Origin of the sequence: Mesorhizobium sp. Primo-A (assembly GCF_003997175.1) — a bacterium.
GTDB classification, from domain to species: Bacteria; Pseudomonadota; Alphaproteobacteria; order Rhizobiales; family Rhizobiaceae; genus Mesorhizobium; species Mesorhizobium ciceri.
The window spans coordinates 135170-152577 of sequence record NZ_RZTG01000013.1; the positions used below are offsets into that span (position 1 = coordinate 135170).

Genomic DNA, 17408 nt, shown 5'->3' on the forward strand with positions numbered 1-17408 from the left:
TCATTTAATCCGGTATTGCACTGACTAGTAAACATGATTATTCAAGTCAAGAAATGAATCGGATTACGCAACGCCTAGCCAGACGCCCGGCACAGGAAAGGGATCCATCCAGATGAACACCCACAATCCCAACGATTTTCGCTATCGCGTCCGCCGTCCCGACGATGCCTCCCCCCATTTCGACCGGGTTCCGCTGGCGGTACGAACCCTTTCCAGCAACACCCTGTTCCAGGGCGAGCACGAGATAGGCATCGAGCATCACGGTGCACTCTACCGGCTGAAAATCACCCGCCAGGGCAAGCTCATTCTCAACAAGTAAGACAAGGCAACAGGGACCGAGACATGGATCAGCGCGTAAAACCCGCCCCGCATGAAATCCGGCGGGCACGGACAGACAATCCGAAGACGCGCGAGCGTGATCTGGCTGCCCATCTCGGCATTTCGGAAGCCGAACTGGTCGCGGCGCATTGCGGCGACGGCGTCGTCCGCATCGAGCCGCGCGTCAACGATCTTCTGACCGGCCTCGAGGCCGTCGGCGAGGTCATGGCGCTGACCCGCAATGACAGCGCGGTGCACGAGAAGATCGGCGTCTATGACAAGGTCGTCACCGGCACCCACAATGCCATGGTGCTTGGCGAAAACATCGACTTGCGCATCTTCCCGAAGGTCTGGGCGCACGGCTTTGCCATCGAGAAGCGCGACGGCGACGAAATCCGCCGCAGCCTCCAGTTCTTCGATGCGGCAGGCGAGGCCGTGCACAAGGTGCATCTGCGGCCGGCCTCCAGCCTCTATGCCTATCAGAAGCTGGTCGCCGCGCTCGAATCGTCCAACCAGGAACCGACGGTCGACATCTCGGGGCCACTCCCCGATGACGAGATCCATGGCGACGAAGCGGCCGCCAATCTCGACGATCTGCGTGACCGCTGGAGCCGGCTGACCGACGTGCACCAGTTCTTTGGTATGCTGAAGACGCTGAAACTAAGCCGCCGGCAGGCGGTGCGCCTGGTTGGGCAGGACTATGCCTGGCAGCTCGACAATGAGGCGGTCCGGGCCATGTTTCATCATGCCGCGGAGGGCGAGATGCCGATCATGTGCTTTGTGGGAAACCGCGGCTGCATCCAGATCCATTCCGGTCCGATCAAGTCGATCAAGCCGATGGGACCATGGATCAACGTGCTGGACGAAACCTTCCACCTGCATCTGCGCACCGACCACATCCACGAGGTCTGGGCCGTGCGCAAGCCGACCAAGGACGGTCATGTCACCTCGCTCGAGGTCTATGACGCCGACGGCAAGATGATCATCCAGTTCTTCGGCAAGCGTCATGAAGGCGAAAGCGAGCGAGACGACTGGCGCTTCCTGGCGGAAAACCTGCCGCGCATCCCAAGCCCGACTGCAGCCTGAGAAAAAATGCTATGAGTGTTTTCCCAAGATTGTCGGCTGTGCGCGGATCTATTTTGGGGCCGGTGATCGGTCTCTCCATGGCTGTTATCGCACTGCAACCCGCCAGCGCCGCGGAAGGCACGGCCGTGTTTGCCGATCCTTCAAAGATCGTGGCCATTGGCGGCTCGATCACCGAGATCGTCTATGCTCTCGGCCAGGAAAAGCATCTGGTGGCACGCGATTCCACCAGCCGGTTCCCAAAGGCGGCGCTTGAGCTGCCCGATGTCGGCTATATGCGCGCGCTGTCGCCGGAGGGTGTGCTGTCGGTCGACCCGACCGGCATCCTGGCGCTGCATGGCAGCGGCCCCAAGGAAGCAGTCGATGTCTTGAAGAAGACGAGCGTGCCGTTCATCGAGGTGCCCGAGCACTACAGCCACGAAGGCATTCTCGAGAAGGTCCGCATCGTCGGCAAGGCGCTCGGCGTCGACGCCAAGGCCGAGGTGCTGGCCAAGGAGCTCGATGCCAAGCTCACGGCCGCCGAGAAGCAGACGGCTTCGATCAAGGAGCGCAAGCGCATCCTGTTCGTGCTGTCGATACAGGGTGGCAAGATTCTGGCGGCCGGCAGCGAGACCGCCGCCGACGGCATGGTCAAGCTGGCCGGCGGCGTCAACGCGGTCGAGGGCTTTTCCGGCTACAAGCAGATGTCCGACGAGGCGATCATAACCGCCAGGCCTGACGTGATCCTGATGATGAGCAATGCCGGGCCTCCGGTTTCGGACGACGAACTGTTCGTCAATCCGTCGATCGCCTCCACGCCGGCCGGAACGGCGCACAAGCTGATCCGCATCGACGGCGCCTATCTGCTCGGCTTCGGGCCGCGCACGGCTGATGCCATCCACGACCTCGCTGTCTCGCTTTATGGCGGGCAGGTCACGGACTGAGCAGGCAGATCATGGTCGATCAATCGATCGCCGGCCCGGTGATGGCAAGCGTATCCGAAGGCGACCGGTCGGGCCGCGCCCGCATCGTCATCCTTCTGCTGTGCCTGGGGCTCGCGGCTGCCGTTTTTCTGTCGCTGACATCGGGGGCTTCGGACGCATCGGCCGCCAACGTCATCGGGGGCTGGCTGTTCGGCGCAGTGCCTGACGACGCCGCGTTGAGCGCCCGCGACAGCCTGATCGTCTATGACATCCGCCTGCCGCGCGTCATCCTCGGCATGCTGGTCGGCGCGGCGCTCGCCGTCTCCGGCGCGGTCATGCAGGGGCTGTTCCGCAATCCGCTGGCGGACCCCGGCCTGATCGGCGTCTCGGCCGGCTCCAGCCTCGGCGCGGTTGCCGTCATCGTGCTCGGCGCGACGATATTGGCTCCGGTGACAGTCTTGCTCGGCACGCTTGCCCTGCCGCTGGCGGCCTTCTGTGGCGGGCTCGCCACCACGCTGATGCTCTATCAGGTCGCGACGCGGCGGGGGCAAACCTCGGTTGCCACAATGCTGCTCGCGGGCATCGCGCTGGCGGCGCTCGCCATGGCGCTGACCGGCATCCTTATCTTCATGGCCGACGATCGCCAGTTGCGCGACCTGACCTTCTGGCAACTCGGATCGCTCGGTGGTGCGACCTGGGCGAAGATCGCGTCGGTAGGGCCGATCATCGTCCTGGCGCTGGCGGCGATGCCGTTCCTGGCACGCGGCCTCAACGCGCTGGCGCTTGGCGAGGCGACCGCCGGCCATCTCGGCATTCCGGTGCAGCGGCTGAAATACACGGCCATCGTCGGCGTCTCCGCCGCGGTCGGCGCATCCGTCGCCGTCAGCGGCGGCATCGGCTTCGTCGGCATCGTGGTGCCGCATCTGCTGCGCCTGCTGATTGGTCCGGACAATCGCTATCTGCTGCCGGCGTCGGCGCTGCTCGGCGCCTCGCTGCTGCTTCTGGCCGATGCGGTCGCACGCACCATCGTTGCGCCGGCCGAACTGCCGATAGGCATCGTCACCGCGATAGCGGGCGCGCCGTTCTTCCTTTGGATCCTGCTGCGCAAGCGCGGCGTGGTTGATTTGTGAGGCTTGATGATCGAGGCAAAGGATGTTTCGGTTGATATCGCCGGCAAGCCTATCGTCAGTGGTGTCGATTTCCACGCGCGGCCCGGCGAGATCGCCGCCGTCGTCGGCCCCAATGGTTCGGGCAAGACGACCTTCCTCAAAGCGCTCTCCGGCGAGCTCGCCTATACCGGCCGCGTTGCCCTCAACGGCCGAGATCTCTCGACGATGAAGCCGGCCGAGGCAGCCGTCCATCGCGCGGTGCTGCCGCAGGCGACGACGCTGTCGTTCCCGTTCACCGTGCGGGAAGTGGTCAAGCTTGGTCTTGTCGGCGGCCGTTCGGGCGCCTTGCCGGGCGAGGATGCGCGGCTGCCGGAACGGGCGCTGGCGCGTGTCGATCTCGACGGCTTTGCCGGCCGTTTCTACCAGGAGCTTTCCGGCGGGGAGCAACAGCGCGTTCAGTTGGCGCGCGTGCTATGCCAGGTCTGGGCGCCGGTGCTCGACGGCAAGCCGCGCTTTCTGTTCCTCGACGAGCCAGTGTCCAGCCTCGACATCAAGCACCAGCTGATCATCATGAACATTGCCCGCGACTTCGCCAGAAGGGGCGGTGGCGTGGTCGCCATCCTGCATGACCTCAATCTGACGGCCATGTATGCGGAGCGGATCTTCGTCATGCATCGCGGCCGGCTGGCCGCCGCCGGATCGCCGCGGGACGTGCTGAGCGATGATCTGATCGAGAAAGTGTTCGACTGCCGGCTCAAGGTCGGCGTGCTGCCGGCGGGCAATATGCCGTTCGTGCTGCCGCAGTCGGCGGTCTATTGATATTCAGGTGAGGCCGGGCCTGCGAATGGCGGTTTCCTGCGCTTCTCCCGCCAATTGTCGAAGTCGGCGCCGCCCCTCATTGCCCTGCCGGGCATTTCTCTCCGCAGAACGGGGAGAAATACGCTAGGCAGCCGGGGCGCGGCGCTCCATCAGCATGTCGATGCCGAGCAGGTTGCGTACATTCGGCCGCGCCGCTACCAGATCGGCGATCGTATAGCGGGCGAGCACTGCGAAAAACGCATTCAGGGCCTCGCGCAGCGCCGAGTTCAGCGCGCAGCTGTCGACGAGCGGGCATTCGGCGGCATCGTTCTCGAAGCATTCGGCCATGGCGAAGCTCTCTTCCGTCACGCGCACGACATCGAACAGGCTGATGGCTTCGGCCGCCCGGCCAAGCTTGACGCCGCCATTCCTGCCACGCACGGTCTGGACGAGGCCGTGCTCGACCAGCGGCTGCAGGATCTTGAACAGGAAAAGCTCCGACACAGAATAGGCGGCCGCGATCTCGGGAATACGGCTCAATCGGTCGTCATTTGCCGCGCAATACATCAAGATGCGCATGGCATAGTTGGTCTGGCGCGTAAGCCGCATATTGTCCTCACAAGGCACTGGGGCGGTGCAACCCACGCCAGATCTGGAAATTTTGCTGATGCGGCTTTGACCCGAAATTCCGGATTCGCCACATTGGCCCAGGCGGAATATGGCCTATACCTTGGAATAATTCCAGACTAGCTTGGCGCGATAGATGAATTTTCTCCTCAACTTTGTGTGCGCAGCCGGGCAAGATGCCGGGCGAAACCGGCTGTCGCGGGTATTTCGGCCGTCGGAACACTAGATAGGCTGAGATCGACGAGGAGCGGCTCACCCATGTCACAATCGGCTTCGCCCTTGACGCCGGTCCGTTTCGATGCCGAAGCGGATGCGAAGCTTTCCGCGTTGCGGCGGACGAAATTCCTCGCGGCGGCCGCGCTGGCGCTTTGCGTACTGGTGTTTGCGCTCGCCAAATCGTTCGAGCACATCCATGCGTGGCTCGGCTTCGTCGCTGCCTTTGCCGAGGCGGCGACCATCGGCGGCCTCGCCGACTGGTACGCGGTGGTGGCGCTGTTTCGAAGGCCGCTGGGGCTGCCGATCCCGCACACCGCCATTATCCCCGAGAACCAGAACCGCATCGCCGACAATCTCGGCCGCTTCATCGAGGTCAACTTTCTGGCGCCCGAACCGGTGCGTGAAAAGCTTGCCGAGGTCGATTTTTCGGCGCTGGTCGCCGATTGGCTGGCCGATACGGAGCGCGCCGCCGGCCTGTCGCGCTTCATCGTGCGGCTGGTGCCGCAGACGCTTGCGGCGATAGAGCAATCCGGCCTGCGCGGCTTCGTCACCAGCCGCATGCTCGAACAGATCGAAAAGGTGCCGCTGGCGCCGCTGGCCGCCGAACTGCTCTCGGCGCTTACCGATGATCGCCGCCATCAGAAATTGTTCGACGAATTCACCAAGGTGATCGGGCGGTTCCTCAATGACGAAAAAGCGCTGGCAACGATGCGCGAAAAAATCCGCGAGGAACTGCCGTCGCTGTTCAACCTGTTCCGCGCCGACGCCTATCTCCTGAAGAAGATCGTCGCCTCGGCGGGCTCGCTGCTCGACGAAGTGAGGGCCGATCCCGACCACCCGCTGCGCGCCGAATTCGACAGCTTCGCCCAAGGCTTCATCGATAAGCTGAGGACATCGAAACAATACGCCAAACGGGCCGAAAAGCTGAAGCGCGACTTCCTGGGCCGGCCGGAGGTCAAGGGATTGGCCGGCGACATGTGGGCAAGCCTCAGCCAGTTCATCGAGCAGGATGCCAAGGCGCCGAATTCGGTCATCCGTGCGCACCTCGCCAACATGTTCGTCGAGGTCGGCCGGCATCTTGCCGGCGATGCGCAGATCCGGGCCGACATGAACCAGGGGTTCGTGGTGGCGCTGGCGTCGTTCGTGGAGAGCCAGAAGGCCGGCGTGTCGACATTCATCGCCGACCAGGTCAAACGCTGGGACCTCGCGCAACTGACGCGGCTGATCGAGATGAACATCGGCCGGGACCTGCAGTACATCCGCTTCAACGGCATGATCATCGGCGGCCTCGCCGGTGTCGTGCTCTATGTGGCCGAGCGGCTGTTCCTCGTGAATTGATGCGCGGCCAGACTGGCGCTCATTCCTCCGCGTCCGAATGGACTCACGGCACGCGAGTGTTATTCTCCATCCGAGGGTGCCCGCATCCGCGGCAAAGGGGAGCAAACAAGCATGGCAAAACAACCGGAATCCGATTCCTTCATGGACATGTTCGGCAGGTTCGGCCGCGACCTGAAGGTGCCGAATGTCGATGTCGAGGCGATCCTCGCCCATCATCGCAAGAACCTCGAAGCGCTGGAGAAATCGGCACGAGCCGGTGCCGCCGGCGCCACCTCGCTGTTGTCCCGGCAGCGCGAGATGCTGCAGGATACGCTGCGCGAGGTCACCGATATGGCGCAAAGCTACAGGGCGCCGGGCAATCCGCAGGAACTGATGGCCAAACAGACGGAGTTTGCCAGAAAGTCCTTCGAGGCCGCGTTGAAAAATGCCGGCGAAGTGGCTGAACTGGTCAAGAAATCCGGTGCCGAATCGGTCGACATCCTGCGCACCCGCATCAAGGAGGCGATGGAGGAAATCCGCGCCGGCTACGAGAAGAAGTAGCGGATGTGGCCGGGACCGGTTCATGGCTGCCGGCCGCCCTGAAGACCGGAAAGCCCGAGTTGGCCTGCGACTGCGCCGGCGGCGTGGCACGATTGCGGCCGAAATCGACGGAACGGATTCGTGTAGAGCGAATTGACAGAGGCCGTCAGTTCGTGGTCCGGAGGCTCTGGAAGCGATCGGGAAACCAGGAATGAACGAAATACGGCCTAAAACGCCGCCTACCTACGAGCAGTTGAGGACGATGGCCGGGCTGGAACTCGGCGTGTCGGAGTGGACGACGGTCGACCAGAACCGCATCGATCAGTTCGCTGAATGCACCGGCGACCATCAATGGATTCATGTCGACCCTGAAAGGGCGCGGCGGCAAAGCCCGTTCCGCACGACGATCGCGCATGGCTATCTGACGCTGTCGATCATCGGCGCGCTGGCGCTCGGCATGGGCATCGTGCCCGAGAATACGCAGGCCGCCTTCAATTATGGCTTCGACAAAGTACGCTTCCTGGCGCCGGTCAGGGTCGGCGCCCGCATCAGACTGCGCATCACGCTGCTGTCCATGGAGGACAGGGGCCCGGGCCAGTATCTGATGAAGGCGGCCAACACGGTCGAGATCGAAGGCGAGGAAAAGCCTGCCTTGACGGCGGAAACGCTGGTCATGCTCTATGAACGCCGCAAGCGGGCAGGTGCCTGAGCCTGTTTGGAATTCTACTCTCTGAGCGGTGTGCGCGTCACGAAGCCCTGGATTCTGCGCGGCCTGTGGCGCGGGCCGAGAGCAGTGCGAGGAACAGCGCAGCCAGCGCCAGCACCGTCGCCGTCTGAAAGGTGACCTGCATTCCCCGGGCGGCGGCCTCGGAACTCAGAAGACCAATGCCTTCGTGCCCTTCGGCCGATGCGACGGCGAATATGGCGCCCATCAACGAGGCGCCGGTGATGAGCCCGAGATTGCGCGAAAGGTTGAGCAGACCGGAGACGACGCCGCGCTGACCCGCGTCAACGCCGGTCATGACGGCTGCATTGTTCGACGTCTGGAACAGCGCGTAGCCGATGCAGGTGACGGTGATCGCAACGACATAGCCGGCAATGCCGAATCTGGTCACGGCGAGCGACAGCAGGAACGTGCCTGTCGTGAGGCTGAGCAGGCCTGCGACCATCATCCTATGAGCGCCGAAGCGGTCGGTCAGGCGTCCGGCCACCAGCGCCGACAAGGTCGAGACGAGCGGGCCGGTCGACAGCACCACACCCACCATTGCAGCATCCAGCCCGAGCCCGCGCGACAGGTAGAACGGAGCCACAACCAGCGTCGCCATCATCACCGTGGCGACGACGAGGCTCATGGCGAGACTGGCACTCAGCTGGAGATCGCGGAAGCTGGCAAGCCGGATCAAGGGGTTTTTCACTCTCGCCTGCGCGGCGGCGAAAAGAAAAACGCCGGTGCCTGCGGCGATCAGCAGGCCGATGTTGAGCGTGCCGAAATTGCCTCTGCCCAGCGTCATCGCCAGCGCATAGGCGGCCAACGTCAGGGCCAGCAGGGCGGTGCCCACGACATCGAACGTGCCTCGGTCGAGCCGCGCGGTTTTATTGCGTGCCGGCAGGGCACGCCAGGCAAGAGCGAAGGTGAGCACTCCCAGCGGGACATTGACGAGGAAGATCGCCCGCCAGCCGAAGCCGGTGATCAAAAGGCCGCCGAGCGAGGGGCCAAGTGTCGTGCCGATCGCGGACATGGCGCCGAGCAGGCCCATGGCGCCGCCGATTCTGTCTTTGGTCACGGTTTCGGCGACGAAGGCCAGCGTCAGCGCCATCATCAGCGCTGCGCCAAGTCCCTGCACGGCGCGTGCGGCAATCAGCAGCCAGAGTGTCGGCGCCAGGCCGCAGAGCACCGATGCGGACGTGAACAGCGCGATGCCCCCAAGCAGCAACGGTCGGCGCCCGAACATGTCGGCCAGCCGGCCGGCGCTGACGATCAGTGTGGTGATGGCGAGGAGATAGGCCAGAACAACCCATTGCACGGCCTGGAACGTCGCGCCGAAATTCTGCATCAGCGACGGCAGCCCGACGCTGGCAATGCTGGTTCCCAGCGACGACAGCAGTGTGGCGAGCGACAGGCTTGCCAACGCCCAGCCGGCGGATTGCATCCGTGGTGGCGCCGATGTCAGCGCGTCCGGATTTTGCTCAGCGATTGCCACGGCGATCTCCTTCCATCAGTCCCACAACCGGAACTGCTGGAGATCTAGTTCCTTGGCCAATGTGGCGGAAGGCGCAGCATTTGCATCTTATTCGTGCGTTTGGCGCCATATCATGTCATGATCTGCCGATGACATCACCCGATCTCAACTTACTGTTCGCTCTCGACGTCCTGCTGACCGAAGGCAGCGTGGCGCGCGCCGCCAGCCGCCTACGCCTCAGCCCTTCGGCGATGAGCCGCACGCTGGCGCGACTGCGCCAGGCGACGGGCGATCCGCTGCTGGTTCGCGCCGGTCGAGGCCTTGTGGCTACGCCGCGTGCGGAAGAACTGCGACAGCAGGTAGGCCCTGTCGTCCAGGATGCGGAGGCGATCCTGCGCCCTGCCACCTTGCTCGATCTCCCGAACCTGGACAGGGTCTTCACGCTGCGCACCAATGAGAGCTTCGTCGAAGAGTTCGCACCTCGTCTCGTTGCCCGTATCCAGGCCGATGCGCCCGGCGTGCGGCTGCGCTTTGCACCGAAGTCCGACCGGGACGTCATGTCGCTGCGCGACGCGGCGATCGATCTGGACATAGGCGTCGCTGGCGAGACCGGCCCGGAGGTGCGCATCCAGGCGCTGCTTCGCGACCGCTTCATCGGCGCCGTGCGAACGGGCCATCCCTTGACCGAGGGCGCGGTGACGCCTGAGCGCTATGCCGCAGGCCGACACATCAGCGTTTCACGGCGTGGCCGCGAGAAAGGGCCGATCGACGAGGCTTTGAACCGGCTCGGGCTGCGGCGGACCGTCGTGTGCATGGTTTCCGGTTTCTCGGCAGCCCTTGCCATGGCCCGCACATCAGACCTGATCGCCAGCGTTCCGGAGCGGCATACCGAGGGCGCACGCGCCGGCATGCGCAGTTTTCCCCTGCCGGTTGCCACCGCGGAAGTCACTATCTCCATGCTCTGGCATCCGCGCCTCGATGCCGATCCGGCGCAACGCTGGTTGCGCGACTGTGTGCGGGAGGTGTGTGCGGCGTCGCGCTGACAACGATGAGAAGCCTGCGCCAACCGCCCAGGCTTCTCATCTGTCCAGTCTATTCGGTTTGGCGTTTCTGCAAATGCCTCAGTGCGCTTAGTGTGAGCGTCGCCATGACCGAACAGTAGGCGACCAGCGGCCACGCCGTGTCTCCGCCGAGCAGGACGACGAACAACGTGCCGAAGATGCCGACGACAAGGCTCTGGATGCAGAAGTAGAGTGCGACTGCGGTTCCCGCGACATCGCCAAACGCCTCGAGTGCACCGTTTGCGGTGACTGAGACAATGAAGACGATACCCACGGCAACGACCCACATCGGCAAGATAAATGTCGCGAAGGAGGGCTGTGCGAACAGTTGCCCCACTGCCAATAGCGCCGCGCCGAACAGCAGCATCGCCATGCCCCTGATGGCACTGCCGGCGATGCCCCAGCTTGCAATGAACCTTCTGGCGAAACGGGTGGTGACGATCATCACCAGCGCCGCGGTGGCGAAGGCTAGACTGAAGCCGAACTGTGAAAAGCCGGCGCGATCCATGAGCACCCGTGGCGCAGTCGAAAAGAACACGAAGAAGGCGCCCATGGCGGCACTGAATGCAAGCGTGTAGGTCCAGAAGGCAAGACTGGAGAGAATGGGTCGAAGCGCCATTCGCCTGGTATCGCCATTCGAGGGGCGGGTTTCGTGCCATTTCGGCCATGCGTTGAGGGTAGCTGCCGTGGCCAGGACTCCGAGCGTCAGGAAGATCGCCCGCCAGCCGAAATTGTCGGCAATCAACGCACCGGCAACCGGCCCCAACGCCGGCACGAAAGCCAACATCGAGCTGAACAGGCCGTAAATGACGGCACTTTCGGGTCTTTGCGCATAGACGTCGCGAACCGTTGCGAAGGTTGCAACGAGAATGGCGGACGCACCAATGGACTGCATGACGCGCAGGACGACGAAGACAGCGGCCAGTGAGGTGCTGGCGAGCAGAAAGGAAGCGCCTGAAAACAAAAGCGCGCCACCGATCAGCACCGGGCGCCTGCCGATCCTGTCGGAAATCGGGCCGAAGACGACTTGGCCGAGCCCAAGACAGATCATGTAGAGGCTCAGCGTCAGCTGGATGACATCAGGCGATGTCTCGAGGATCCCCGGCATCGCCGGGACAATCGGGAGGTAGATGTCCATGGCCAGCGAGGCCAGGATGTCGAAGGGCGCCATCAGCACCATGGCTGCTGGCAGGGAAGTGGTCCATGTCGGGTTTTTTGGAAAAGGCATGATTGAACATCCGCTCAAATGGCTACATTTGGCGGCGATCTGCCGTTCTCAATGAAGATGGGAAATGACGGGCCGCCGCAACAACGAAGTGCTGTTGCGGCCTACTTGTCTGCTGACTTGCTGGTTCCCATAAACGCTATCCCGGAAAATGACGGCGCAGACATTCTCTCGAGTGCGCTCGCGTTTCCCTAGCAGCCGAAGGTTGCCCAGGCAACAGGATCAGCTTGATGCGCGTCAACGCGCCATCGCCGCCTCGAGCACCCTGAAAATCCGCTCGTCCGCGCATTGGGCAACGTTGAAGCGCAGGAAACGGCCAGCCGTTCCGGACAGGCTGAATGCGTTGCCGGGCGCCAGCACGATGTTGTCGGCCAGAGAGCGGCGGGCGACTTCGGCCGCATCGACGCCGTCCGGCAGACTGCACCACAGGAAGAGGCCAGCCGGCTGGTCGATCCACGGCGTGATGCCGATCGCTTTCAGGTGGGCGGCCGTCTCGCCCATGGCGCGCGCAAGCTTCGCGCGCAGCAAATCCATGTGCTTGCGGTAGCTGCCGTCCTTCAGCAACGTCAGCACCAGTTCGGCCGCGAGCCGCCCGCCGCCGAAGGTCGTGGCGATTTTGAGGTCGGTCAGGGGCTCGATCCAGTCGCGCGGTGCGGCGATGAAGCCGCAGCGAACCGATGCCGACAGCGTCTTGGAGAAGCTGCCGATATGGACAACGCGGTTGAGGCCATCGAACGCCGCCAGCCTGGGGGCGGGCGCATGTTCGAAATCGGCGAAGATGTCGTCCTCGACGATGGTCAATTGCGATTGGTCGGCGAGTTTCAGCAGCCGGTGCGCGGTGACTGGCGACAGCACCGCGCCGGTCGGATTGTGGATGCCGGAATTGGTGATGTAGAGGCGTGGCCGATGCTCGGCCAACGCCTGCGCGAACAGATCGATATCCGGCCCCGACGGCGTGTAGGGAACGCTGACGACCTTGGCCCGGTGAGCGCGCAACAGGGCGTGGAAGTTGAAGTAGCAGGGGTCGTCGACCAGCACGGTGTCGCCGGGCTCGATCAGGAACCGGCACAGGAGGTCGATGGCCTGCGTACCTGATTCCGTCAGCATGATCTGCTCGGGCGAGGCCTCGATGCCATGCCCGGCCATGCGCCGCGCCAGCAATTGCCGCAGCGGTGGCAGGCCGAGCGGCGTGCCGTAATCGGCCAGTGCGACATCGTCGGCACGCGCCACCGTGCGCAGCGCCCGGCGCAGCCCTGCCTGTGGCATCCATGAAGCGGGCAGCCAGCCACAGCCGGGCTTCAGCATGCCATCGCCGGCCTCCAGGGACTGTCGCGAGATCCAGAGCGGATCGACGGCGCGGTCGAGGCGGGGGCCGATTTCGGCCAGCGACAGCGGCGCCAGCGATCCGGCGGCATAGAAGCCGGAGCCCGGCCGCGAGCGGATCGCGCCTTCGGCGGCGAGCCGCTCATAGGCTTCGACCACGGTGGATTTGGACACTCGCATGGATTTGGCAAAGGCGCGGATCGACGGCAATTGCGCTCCCGGCGTCAGGCTGCGCGCCGCGATCCGCTGGCGGATCGTCGCCATGACGCCTTCGACCAGCGTACCGCCGCTCTCGCTTCCTGTAGTCTGCTTGTCCATCCGTACTGCTCTGCTGACTATGACAGTTTTGCATAATTGTACCGCATTGTCTCTGGCGATACTACCGGCTCCGCGCGATACGGAGCCGACAAACGGAGCATACGATGGACAAGACCGCGAGTGGCTGGATGAATGGATTCATCGGCGTGTTGATCTTCAGCGGCTCGCTGCCGGCGACGCGCGTGGCGGTCAGGGAATTCGATCCGACATTCCTGACCTCGGCCCGGGCGGCGATTGCCGGACTGCTTGGCCTTGCGCTGCTGCTCCTGTTTCGGCAGAAACGCCCGGAGCGCGGCGATCTGCTGTCGCTGGTGATCGTGGCACTTGGCGTGGTTGTCGGCTTTCCCTTGCTGACCGCGCTGGCGCTGAAGCACGTCACCACGGCCCATTCCATTATCTTCGTCGGCCTGCTGCCGCTGGCCACTGCGATATTCGGCGTGCTGCGCGGCGGCGATCGGCCGCGCCCGGCGTTCTGGTTGTTTTCATGCATAGGCAGTGCGCTGGTCGCGGGCTTTGCGCTGACGCAGGGCGTGACTGCCTCGCCGGTCGGCGACGGTCTGATGCTGGCTGCCATCATCGCTTGCGGCCTCGGCTATGCCGAGGGCGCCGCGCTGTCGCGCAGGCTCGGCGGCTGGCAAGTGATCTGCTGGGCGCTGGTGCTGTCGCTGCCGATCATGCTGGTGCTGACGCTGCTGACCATGCCGCCGTCGTTCGACGGCGTCGGCGTCAGTGCGTGGATGGGGCTTGCCTATGTCTCGCTGTTCAGCATGCTGATCGGCTTCGTGTTCTGGTATCGCGGCCTGGCGCAAGGCGGCATCGCCGCGGTCGGACAGTTGCAGCTGCTGCAGCCATTCTTCGGACTGGCACTGGCAGCGACGCTGCTGCACGAACAGGTCAGTTCGTTGATGGTGGTCGTCACGCTTGGCGTGGTGCTTTGCGTCGTAGGCGCCAAGCGATTCGCGAAGCAGGAATTGCCACGACGCGCGATCGCCTGACGACGGTGCCGTCCTCGCCTAAAACTTCGTCACCACCCCAATCCCAATGCCCTCGAAGCCGCCCATCGCCATCAGGGCCGCAGGCGCCTCGTCGAGACTGATCCTCTTGCCGACCAGCAGTTCGGGCTTCAGCTTGCCGTTGCGGATCATGTCCATCATCGCCTGGTAGCGGTAGGCCTGCATGCCGTGGCTGCCGAGGATTTCGAGCTCGAAGGCGATCACCTTGTCCATCGGCACCTGCGGCCGGGCATGCTCGCCCAGCATCAGGCCGACCTGCACATGGCGGCCGCGCCGGCGCAGATTGGATATCGAATTGAACGAGGTGGTGGGGTGGCCGAGCGCGTCCATCGACATATGCGCGCCGCCATTGGTGATCTGCTTGACCGCCTTGACCACGTTCGGCGTCGTAGATGCATTGATGGTGGCGACGGCGCCGATCTTTTTGGCGAAATCCAGTTTCTCGTCGGTGAGATCGATGGCGATGACATTGGCGCCCATGGCGCTGGCAATCATAATCGCCGACAGGCCGACGCCGCCGCAGCCATGCACCGCGACCCATTCGCCCGGCTTCACCCGGCCCTGGTCGACAATGGCTCGAAACGAAGTGACGAAGCGGCAGCCGAGGCTGGCGGCGGTGGCGAATTCCATCTCGTCGGGCAGGCGCACAAGATTGGTGTCGGCATGTTCGATGGCGACATATTCGGCAAACGAGCCCCAGCCGGTGAAGCCAGGCTGTGTCTGGTGCTCGCAGACCTGGTGATTGCCCGAATTACACTCGAAGCAGCGGCCGCAGCCGACGGCGAACGGCACTGTGACGCGCTCGCCGGCCTTCCAGCGTGTGACCTGCTTGCCCGCGGCGACGACGATGCCGGCAAGTTCATGGCCCGGCACGTGCGGCAGCGTGATGCCTTCGTCATGACCCATCCAGCCATGCCAGTCGCTGCGGCACAGACCGGTCGCCTCGACCTTGATGACGACGCCATCGGCTGCCGGCTTCGGATCAGGAACGGTCTGGATCCTCGGCGCTTCGCCGAATTTCTCGAAGACGACGGCTTTCATCGGCAACACCACCTTTCACACGGCCTGCGGGAAACGATAGCCGATTCCCTATCCGGTCAAGCGAAAATCGATTCCGCCAGCCATACTGTTCCGGTGCCGACGCTACGCAGATGACGCCTTATTCCGCGTCGATCTGGTTCTGGGGCGCCGCTTTCTGGAAGGCCGGCAGCGCCATGCAGGCGGCGTTGATGCGCGCGATCGTCGGGTAGGGCGTCAGATCGACGCCAAAGCGGGCATTGCTGGCAATCTGTGCGGCGAGGCAGATGTCAGCCAGACCCGGCGCGTCGCCATGGCAGAATGTTCCGGTCTCCGCCGACAAGGCCAGGATCTTTTCAAGCGGCTGAAAGCCCTCGTTCACCCAGTGGCGGAACCAGTTGACGACGTCCTCGTCGCCGGCGCCGAACAGCGTGCGCAGCGAGGTCAGCACGCGCAGATTGTTCACCGGGTGGATGTCGCAGGCGATCATCTGCGCCAGCATTCTGACCCGTGCCCGACCGGCCGCATCCCCTGGCAATAGCGGTGGTTCCGGGCTGGTCTCGTCGAGGAATTCGATGATCGCCAGCGATTGCGTCAGCAGCGTGCCGTCGCCGAGCACCAGCGCCGGCACCAGCCCTTGCGGATTGACCGCGAGATAGGCTGGTTCGAGGTGCTCGCCATGGCGCAGATGATGCGGGATATAGTCGTAGCTCAGCCCCTTCATCTCCAGCGCGATCCGCACCCGGTAGGAGGTGGAGGAGCGATAGTAGTTGTGCAGGACGAGTTTGCTCATGCGCTCACTTCGGCTGGCCGATGGTTATTTCGATGGTGCCGATGCCGTCGACGCCGCCGGTCATCGTGTCGCCGGGGCCAACCGCGCCGACGCCTGCTGGCGTACCGGTGAAGATCAGGTCGCCGGGCTCGAGCTCCATCGCCTCGCTGCAGATCGACACGATATCCGGTATCGGCCAGATCAGTTCGGCGAGGTCGGCATCCTGCCTGACCTTGCCGTTGACGGCGAGCCAGATGCGGCCCTTCTGTGGGTGGCCGGATTCGTGCGCTTGCACCAACGGGCTGCAAGGGGCGGAGCGGTCGAAGGCCTTCGACCAGTCCCAGGGCCGGGCGGCCTTCTTGGCCTCGTCCTGCAGGTCGCGGCGGGTGAGGTCGATGCCGACGCCGTAGCCCCAGACATGGTCCAGCGCCTTGTCGCGGGGAATGCGGAAGCCGGCTTTGCCGATCGCGGCCACCAGTTCGATCTCGTGGTGCAGATTGGCCGTCAGCGGCGGGTAGGGGATAGCGGTGCCGGAATCGACCACCGCGTCGGCCGGCTTGGTGAAGAAGAAGGGCGGATCACGCTCGTCATTGCCGAATTCGCGGGCATGCGCCGCGTAGTTGCGGCCGACGCAGTAGATACGGCGCACCGCAAAACGATCGGACGAGCCGGCAACGGCCACCGATGCGGTTGCGGGCAGGGGAAGGACGAATTCTGTCATCAAGGGTCTCTGCTTGGTTGCCGGAACATTCGACCGATTTGGGGGCCTGGACAAGGCGATTTGGTCGAGAAAGTGCCGGCGGCACTTTCCGCCGGAGATGGCGATATACTATTTGGCAATAATCTGGCCATGGTGGAGAGGTTATTCTAATCGCTCACGAACTGAAATGAACCCCATGACCGCAACCCACGATCGCGCCCGGTTTCTGATCATCGACGACCATCCGCTGTTTCGTGAGGCGCTGCACAGCGCCGTGCAGATGGCCTATCCGGAAGTCGACACGGTGGAGGCGCGCTCGATCACCGAGGCGCTCGATCTTCTGGCCGATGCCAAGCCGTTCGACCTCGCGCTTCTCGACCTCTCGATGCCCGACGTGCACGGTTTTGACGGCCTGCTGCAACTCCGGACCCGCTATCCGCGCCTGCCCGTGGTGATCGTCTCTGGTTACGAGGAGCCGAAGATCATTTCCGAAGCGCTGTCCTATGGCGCTGCCGGCTTCATCCCGAAATCGGCGCGCAAGAGCGACCTCGCCGCAGCCATCCGCTCGGTGATGGAAGGCGCGATCTATGTGCCGGAGACCTACGAAGGCCGGCCGCCGGACGCCGACAGCGCCGACCGCGCCGACATGGTGCAGCGCCTGTCGACGCTAACGCCGCAGCAACTGCGCGTGCTGCAGATGCTGCGCCAGGGCCTGCTCAACAAGCAGATCGCCTACGAGCTGCAGGTGGGAGAGACCACGGTGAAGGCGCATGTCTCGGAGATCCTGCGCAAACTCAATGTCTACAGCCGCACGCAAGCGGTGATCGAGGTGTCGAAGCTGGACAATGCGGAGTTGTTTCGCGATCAGGCTGGGTTTTGAGCTTTTACC

18 protein-coding genes are annotated in these 17408 nt (G+C 63.9%); 11 read left to right on the top strand and 7 right to left on the bottom strand.

Going from position 1 to position 17408, the window contains the following annotated elements; all coding sequences use genetic code 11:
* Positions 1-112 precede the first annotated feature (112 nt).
* The 5 genes from hemP to EOC83_RS23945 are packed head-to-tail and all read left to right on the top strand — an operon-like array spanning position 113 to position 4231.
* Entirely contained in the window at positions 113-319 is a 207-nt protein-coding gene (gene hemP / locus EOC83_RS23925) for a hemin uptake protein HemP (protein ID WP_063168168.1), read from the top strand.
* A gap of 23 nt (positions 320-342) precedes the next feature.
* Entirely contained in the window at positions 343-1404 is a 1062-nt protein-coding gene (locus EOC83_RS23930; RefSeq protein WP_063168167.1) for a hemin-degrading factor, read from the top strand.
* A gap of 11 nt (positions 1405-1415) precedes the next feature.
* Positions 1416-2324 carry a hemin ABC transporter substrate-binding protein gene (locus tag EOC83_RS23935; protein ID WP_063168166.1) on the top strand — a complete coding sequence of 303 codons (909 nt, stop codon included), beginning with the start codon at positions 1416-1418 and terminating at the stop codon, positions 2322-2324.
* Between the two features lie 11 nt (positions 2325-2335).
* Entirely contained in the window at positions 2336-3433 is a 1098-nt protein-coding gene (locus EOC83_RS23940; RefSeq protein WP_063168165.1) for an iron ABC transporter permease, read from the top strand.
* A gap of 6 nt (positions 3434-3439) precedes the next feature.
* Positions 3440-4231 (top strand): heme ABC transporter ATP-binding protein, encoded by a 792-nt coding sequence (locus EOC83_RS23945; protein WP_063168164.1) that lies wholly within the window; start codon positions 3440-3442, stop codon positions 4229-4231.
* A 123-nt stretch (positions 4232-4354) separates the two neighbouring features.
* Here EOC83_RS23945 and rirA read toward each other — a convergent pair whose 3' ends face one another.
* Entirely contained in the window at positions 4355-4819 is a 465-nt protein-coding gene (gene rirA / locus EOC83_RS23950; RefSeq protein ID WP_013531245.1) for an iron-responsive transcriptional regulator RirA, read from the bottom strand.
* A 276-nt stretch (positions 4820-5095) separates the two neighbouring features.
* Here rirA and EOC83_RS23955 point away from each other — a divergent pair, with 276 nt between their 5' ends.
* The 3 genes from EOC83_RS23955 to EOC83_RS23965 all read left to right on the top strand — a co-directional run bounded on the left by EOC83_RS23955 (position 5096) and on the right by EOC83_RS23965 (position 7619).
* On the top strand, positions 5096-6391 hold the full coding sequence (locus tag EOC83_RS23955) for a DUF445 domain-containing protein (RefSeq protein ID WP_063168163.1): 1296 nt from the start codon (positions 5096-5098) through the stop codon (positions 6389-6391).
* A gap of 111 nt (positions 6392-6502) precedes the next feature.
* Positions 6503-6931 carry a phasin family protein gene (locus EOC83_RS23960; RefSeq protein ID WP_024503818.1) on the top strand — a complete coding sequence of 143 codons (429 nt, stop codon included), beginning with the start codon at positions 6503-6505 and terminating at the stop codon, positions 6929-6931.
* Between the two features lie 190 nt (positions 6932-7121).
* On the top strand, positions 7122-7619 hold the full coding sequence (locus tag EOC83_RS23965) for a MaoC family dehydratase (RefSeq protein WP_013531248.1): 498 nt from the start codon (positions 7122-7124) through the stop codon (positions 7617-7619).
* A gap of 37 nt (positions 7620-7656) precedes the next feature.
* On the opposite strand, the gene EOC83_RS23970 is transcribed toward EOC83_RS23965, so the two are convergent.
* Positions 7657-9111: an MFS transporter gene (locus tag EOC83_RS23970; RefSeq protein WP_063168162.1), complete on the bottom strand. Its 1455-nt coding sequence runs from the start codon at positions 9109-9111 to the stop codon at positions 7657-7659.
* Positions 9112-9239: 128 nt separating this feature from the next.
* Between EOC83_RS23970 and EOC83_RS23975 the strand changes: the two genes are divergently transcribed.
* Positions 9240-10133 carry a LysR family transcriptional regulator gene (locus tag EOC83_RS23975; RefSeq protein WP_063170254.1) on the top strand — a complete coding sequence of 298 codons (894 nt, stop codon included), beginning with the start codon at positions 9240-9242 and terminating at the stop codon, positions 10131-10133.
* 49 nt (positions 10134-10182) lie between these two features.
* Here EOC83_RS23975 and cml read toward each other — a convergent pair whose 3' ends face one another.
* Positions 10183-11379: a CmlA/FloR family chloramphenicol efflux MFS transporter gene (gene cml / locus EOC83_RS23980; RefSeq protein WP_063168161.1), complete on the bottom strand. Its 1197-nt coding sequence runs from the start codon at positions 11377-11379 to the stop codon at positions 10183-10185.
* Positions 11380-11613: 234 nt separating this feature from the next.
* A complete protein-coding gene (locus EOC83_RS23985; RefSeq protein WP_063168160.1) occupies positions 11614-13017 on the bottom strand; it encodes a PLP-dependent aminotransferase family protein in 1404 nt (467 codons plus the stop codon).
* A 104-nt stretch (positions 13018-13121) separates the two neighbouring features.
* Here EOC83_RS23985 and EOC83_RS23990 point away from each other — a divergent pair, with 104 nt between their 5' ends.
* A complete protein-coding gene (locus EOC83_RS23990) occupies positions 13122-14012 on the top strand; it encodes a DMT family transporter (protein ID WP_063168159.1) in 891 nt (296 codons plus the stop codon).
* Between the two features lie 18 nt (positions 14013-14030).
* On the opposite strand, the gene EOC83_RS23995 is transcribed toward EOC83_RS23990, so the two are convergent.
* The 3 genes from EOC83_RS23995 to EOC83_RS24005 form a co-directional block, all read right to left on the bottom strand.
* Positions 14031-15071, bottom strand: coding sequence for a zinc-dependent alcohol dehydrogenase family protein (locus tag EOC83_RS23995; protein ID WP_063168158.1), 1041 nt, complete (start codon positions 15069-15071; stop codon positions 14031-14033).
* Positions 15072-15189: 118 nt separating this feature from the next.
* Positions 15190-15840, bottom strand: coding sequence for a maleylacetoacetate isomerase (gene maiA, locus EOC83_RS24000; protein WP_024503824.1), 651 nt, complete (start codon positions 15838-15840; stop codon positions 15190-15192).
* 4 nt (positions 15841-15844) lie between these two features.
* Positions 15845-16540 carry a fumarylacetoacetate hydrolase family protein gene (locus EOC83_RS24005; RefSeq protein WP_024503825.1) on the bottom strand — a complete coding sequence of 232 codons (696 nt, stop codon included), beginning with the start codon at positions 16538-16540 and terminating at the stop codon, positions 15845-15847.
* Positions 16541-16715: 175 nt separating this feature from the next.
* Between EOC83_RS24005 and EOC83_RS24010 the strand changes: the two genes are divergently transcribed.
* The gene (locus tag EOC83_RS24010; RefSeq protein ID WP_024503826.1) at positions 16716-17399 is read left to right on the top strand and encodes a response regulator transcription factor; all 684 of its coding nucleotides are present in this window, start codon (positions 16716-16718) and stop codon (positions 17397-17399) included.
* Positions 17400-17408 lie beyond the last annotated feature (9 nt).

Bases quoted from the DNA above. Each gene is read 5' to 3' on its own strand.
- hemP (WP_063168168.1), top strand. From the start codon at position 113: ATGAACACCCACAATCCCAACGATTTTCGCTATCGCGTCCGCCGTCCC.
- EOC83_RS23930 (WP_063168167.1), top strand. From the start codon at position 343: ATGGATCAGCGCGTAAAACCCGCCCCGCATGAAATCCGGCGGGCACGG.
- EOC83_RS23935 (WP_063168166.1), top strand. From the start codon at position 1,416: ATGAGTGTTTTCCCAAGATTGTCGGCTGTGCGCGGATCTATTTTGGGG.
- EOC83_RS23940 (WP_063168165.1), top strand. From the start codon at position 2,336: ATGGTCGATCAATCGATCGCCGGCCCGGTGATGGCAAGCGTATCCGAA.
- EOC83_RS23945 (WP_063168164.1), top strand. From the start codon at position 3,440: ATGATCGAGGCAAAGGATGTTTCGGTTGATATCGCCGGCAAGCCTATC.
- rirA (WP_013531245.1), bottom strand. From the start codon at position 4,819: ATGCGGCTTACGCGCCAGACCAACTATGCCATGCGCATCTTGATGTAT.
- EOC83_RS23955 (WP_063168163.1), top strand. From the start codon at position 5,096: ATGTCACAATCGGCTTCGCCCTTGACGCCGGTCCGTTTCGATGCCGAA.
- EOC83_RS23960 (WP_024503818.1), top strand. From the start codon at position 6,503: ATGGCAAAACAACCGGAATCCGATTCCTTCATGGACATGTTCGGCAGG.
- EOC83_RS23965 (WP_013531248.1), top strand. From the start codon at position 7,122: ATGAACGAAATACGGCCTAAAACGCCGCCTACCTACGAGCAGTTGAGG.
- EOC83_RS23975 (WP_063170254.1), top strand. From the start codon at position 9,240: ATGACATCACCCGATCTCAACTTACTGTTCGCTCTCGACGTCCTGCTG.
- cml (WP_063168161.1), bottom strand. From the start codon at position 11,379: ATGCCTTTTCCAAAAAACCCGACATGGACCACTTCCCTGCCAGCAGCC.
- EOC83_RS23985 (WP_063168160.1), bottom strand. From the start codon at position 13,017: ATGGACAAGCAGACTACAGGAAGCGAGAGCGGCGGTACGCTGGTCGAA.
- EOC83_RS23990 (WP_063168159.1), top strand. From the start codon at position 13,122: ATGGACAAGACCGCGAGTGGCTGGATGAATGGATTCATCGGCGTGTTG.
- EOC83_RS23995 (WP_063168158.1), bottom strand. From the start codon at position 15,071: ATGAAAGCCGTCGTCTTCGAGAAATTCGGCGAAGCGCCGAGGATCCAG.
- maiA (WP_024503824.1), bottom strand. From the start codon at position 15,840: ATGAGCAAACTCGTCCTGCACAACTACTATCGCTCCTCCACCTCCTAC.
- EOC83_RS24005 (WP_024503825.1), bottom strand. From the start codon at position 16,540: ATGACAGAATTCGTCCTTCCCCTGCCCGCAACCGCATCGGTGGCCGTT.
- EOC83_RS24010 (WP_024503826.1), top strand. From the start codon at position 16,716: ATGACCGCAACCCACGATCGCGCCCGGTTTCTGATCATCGACGACCAT.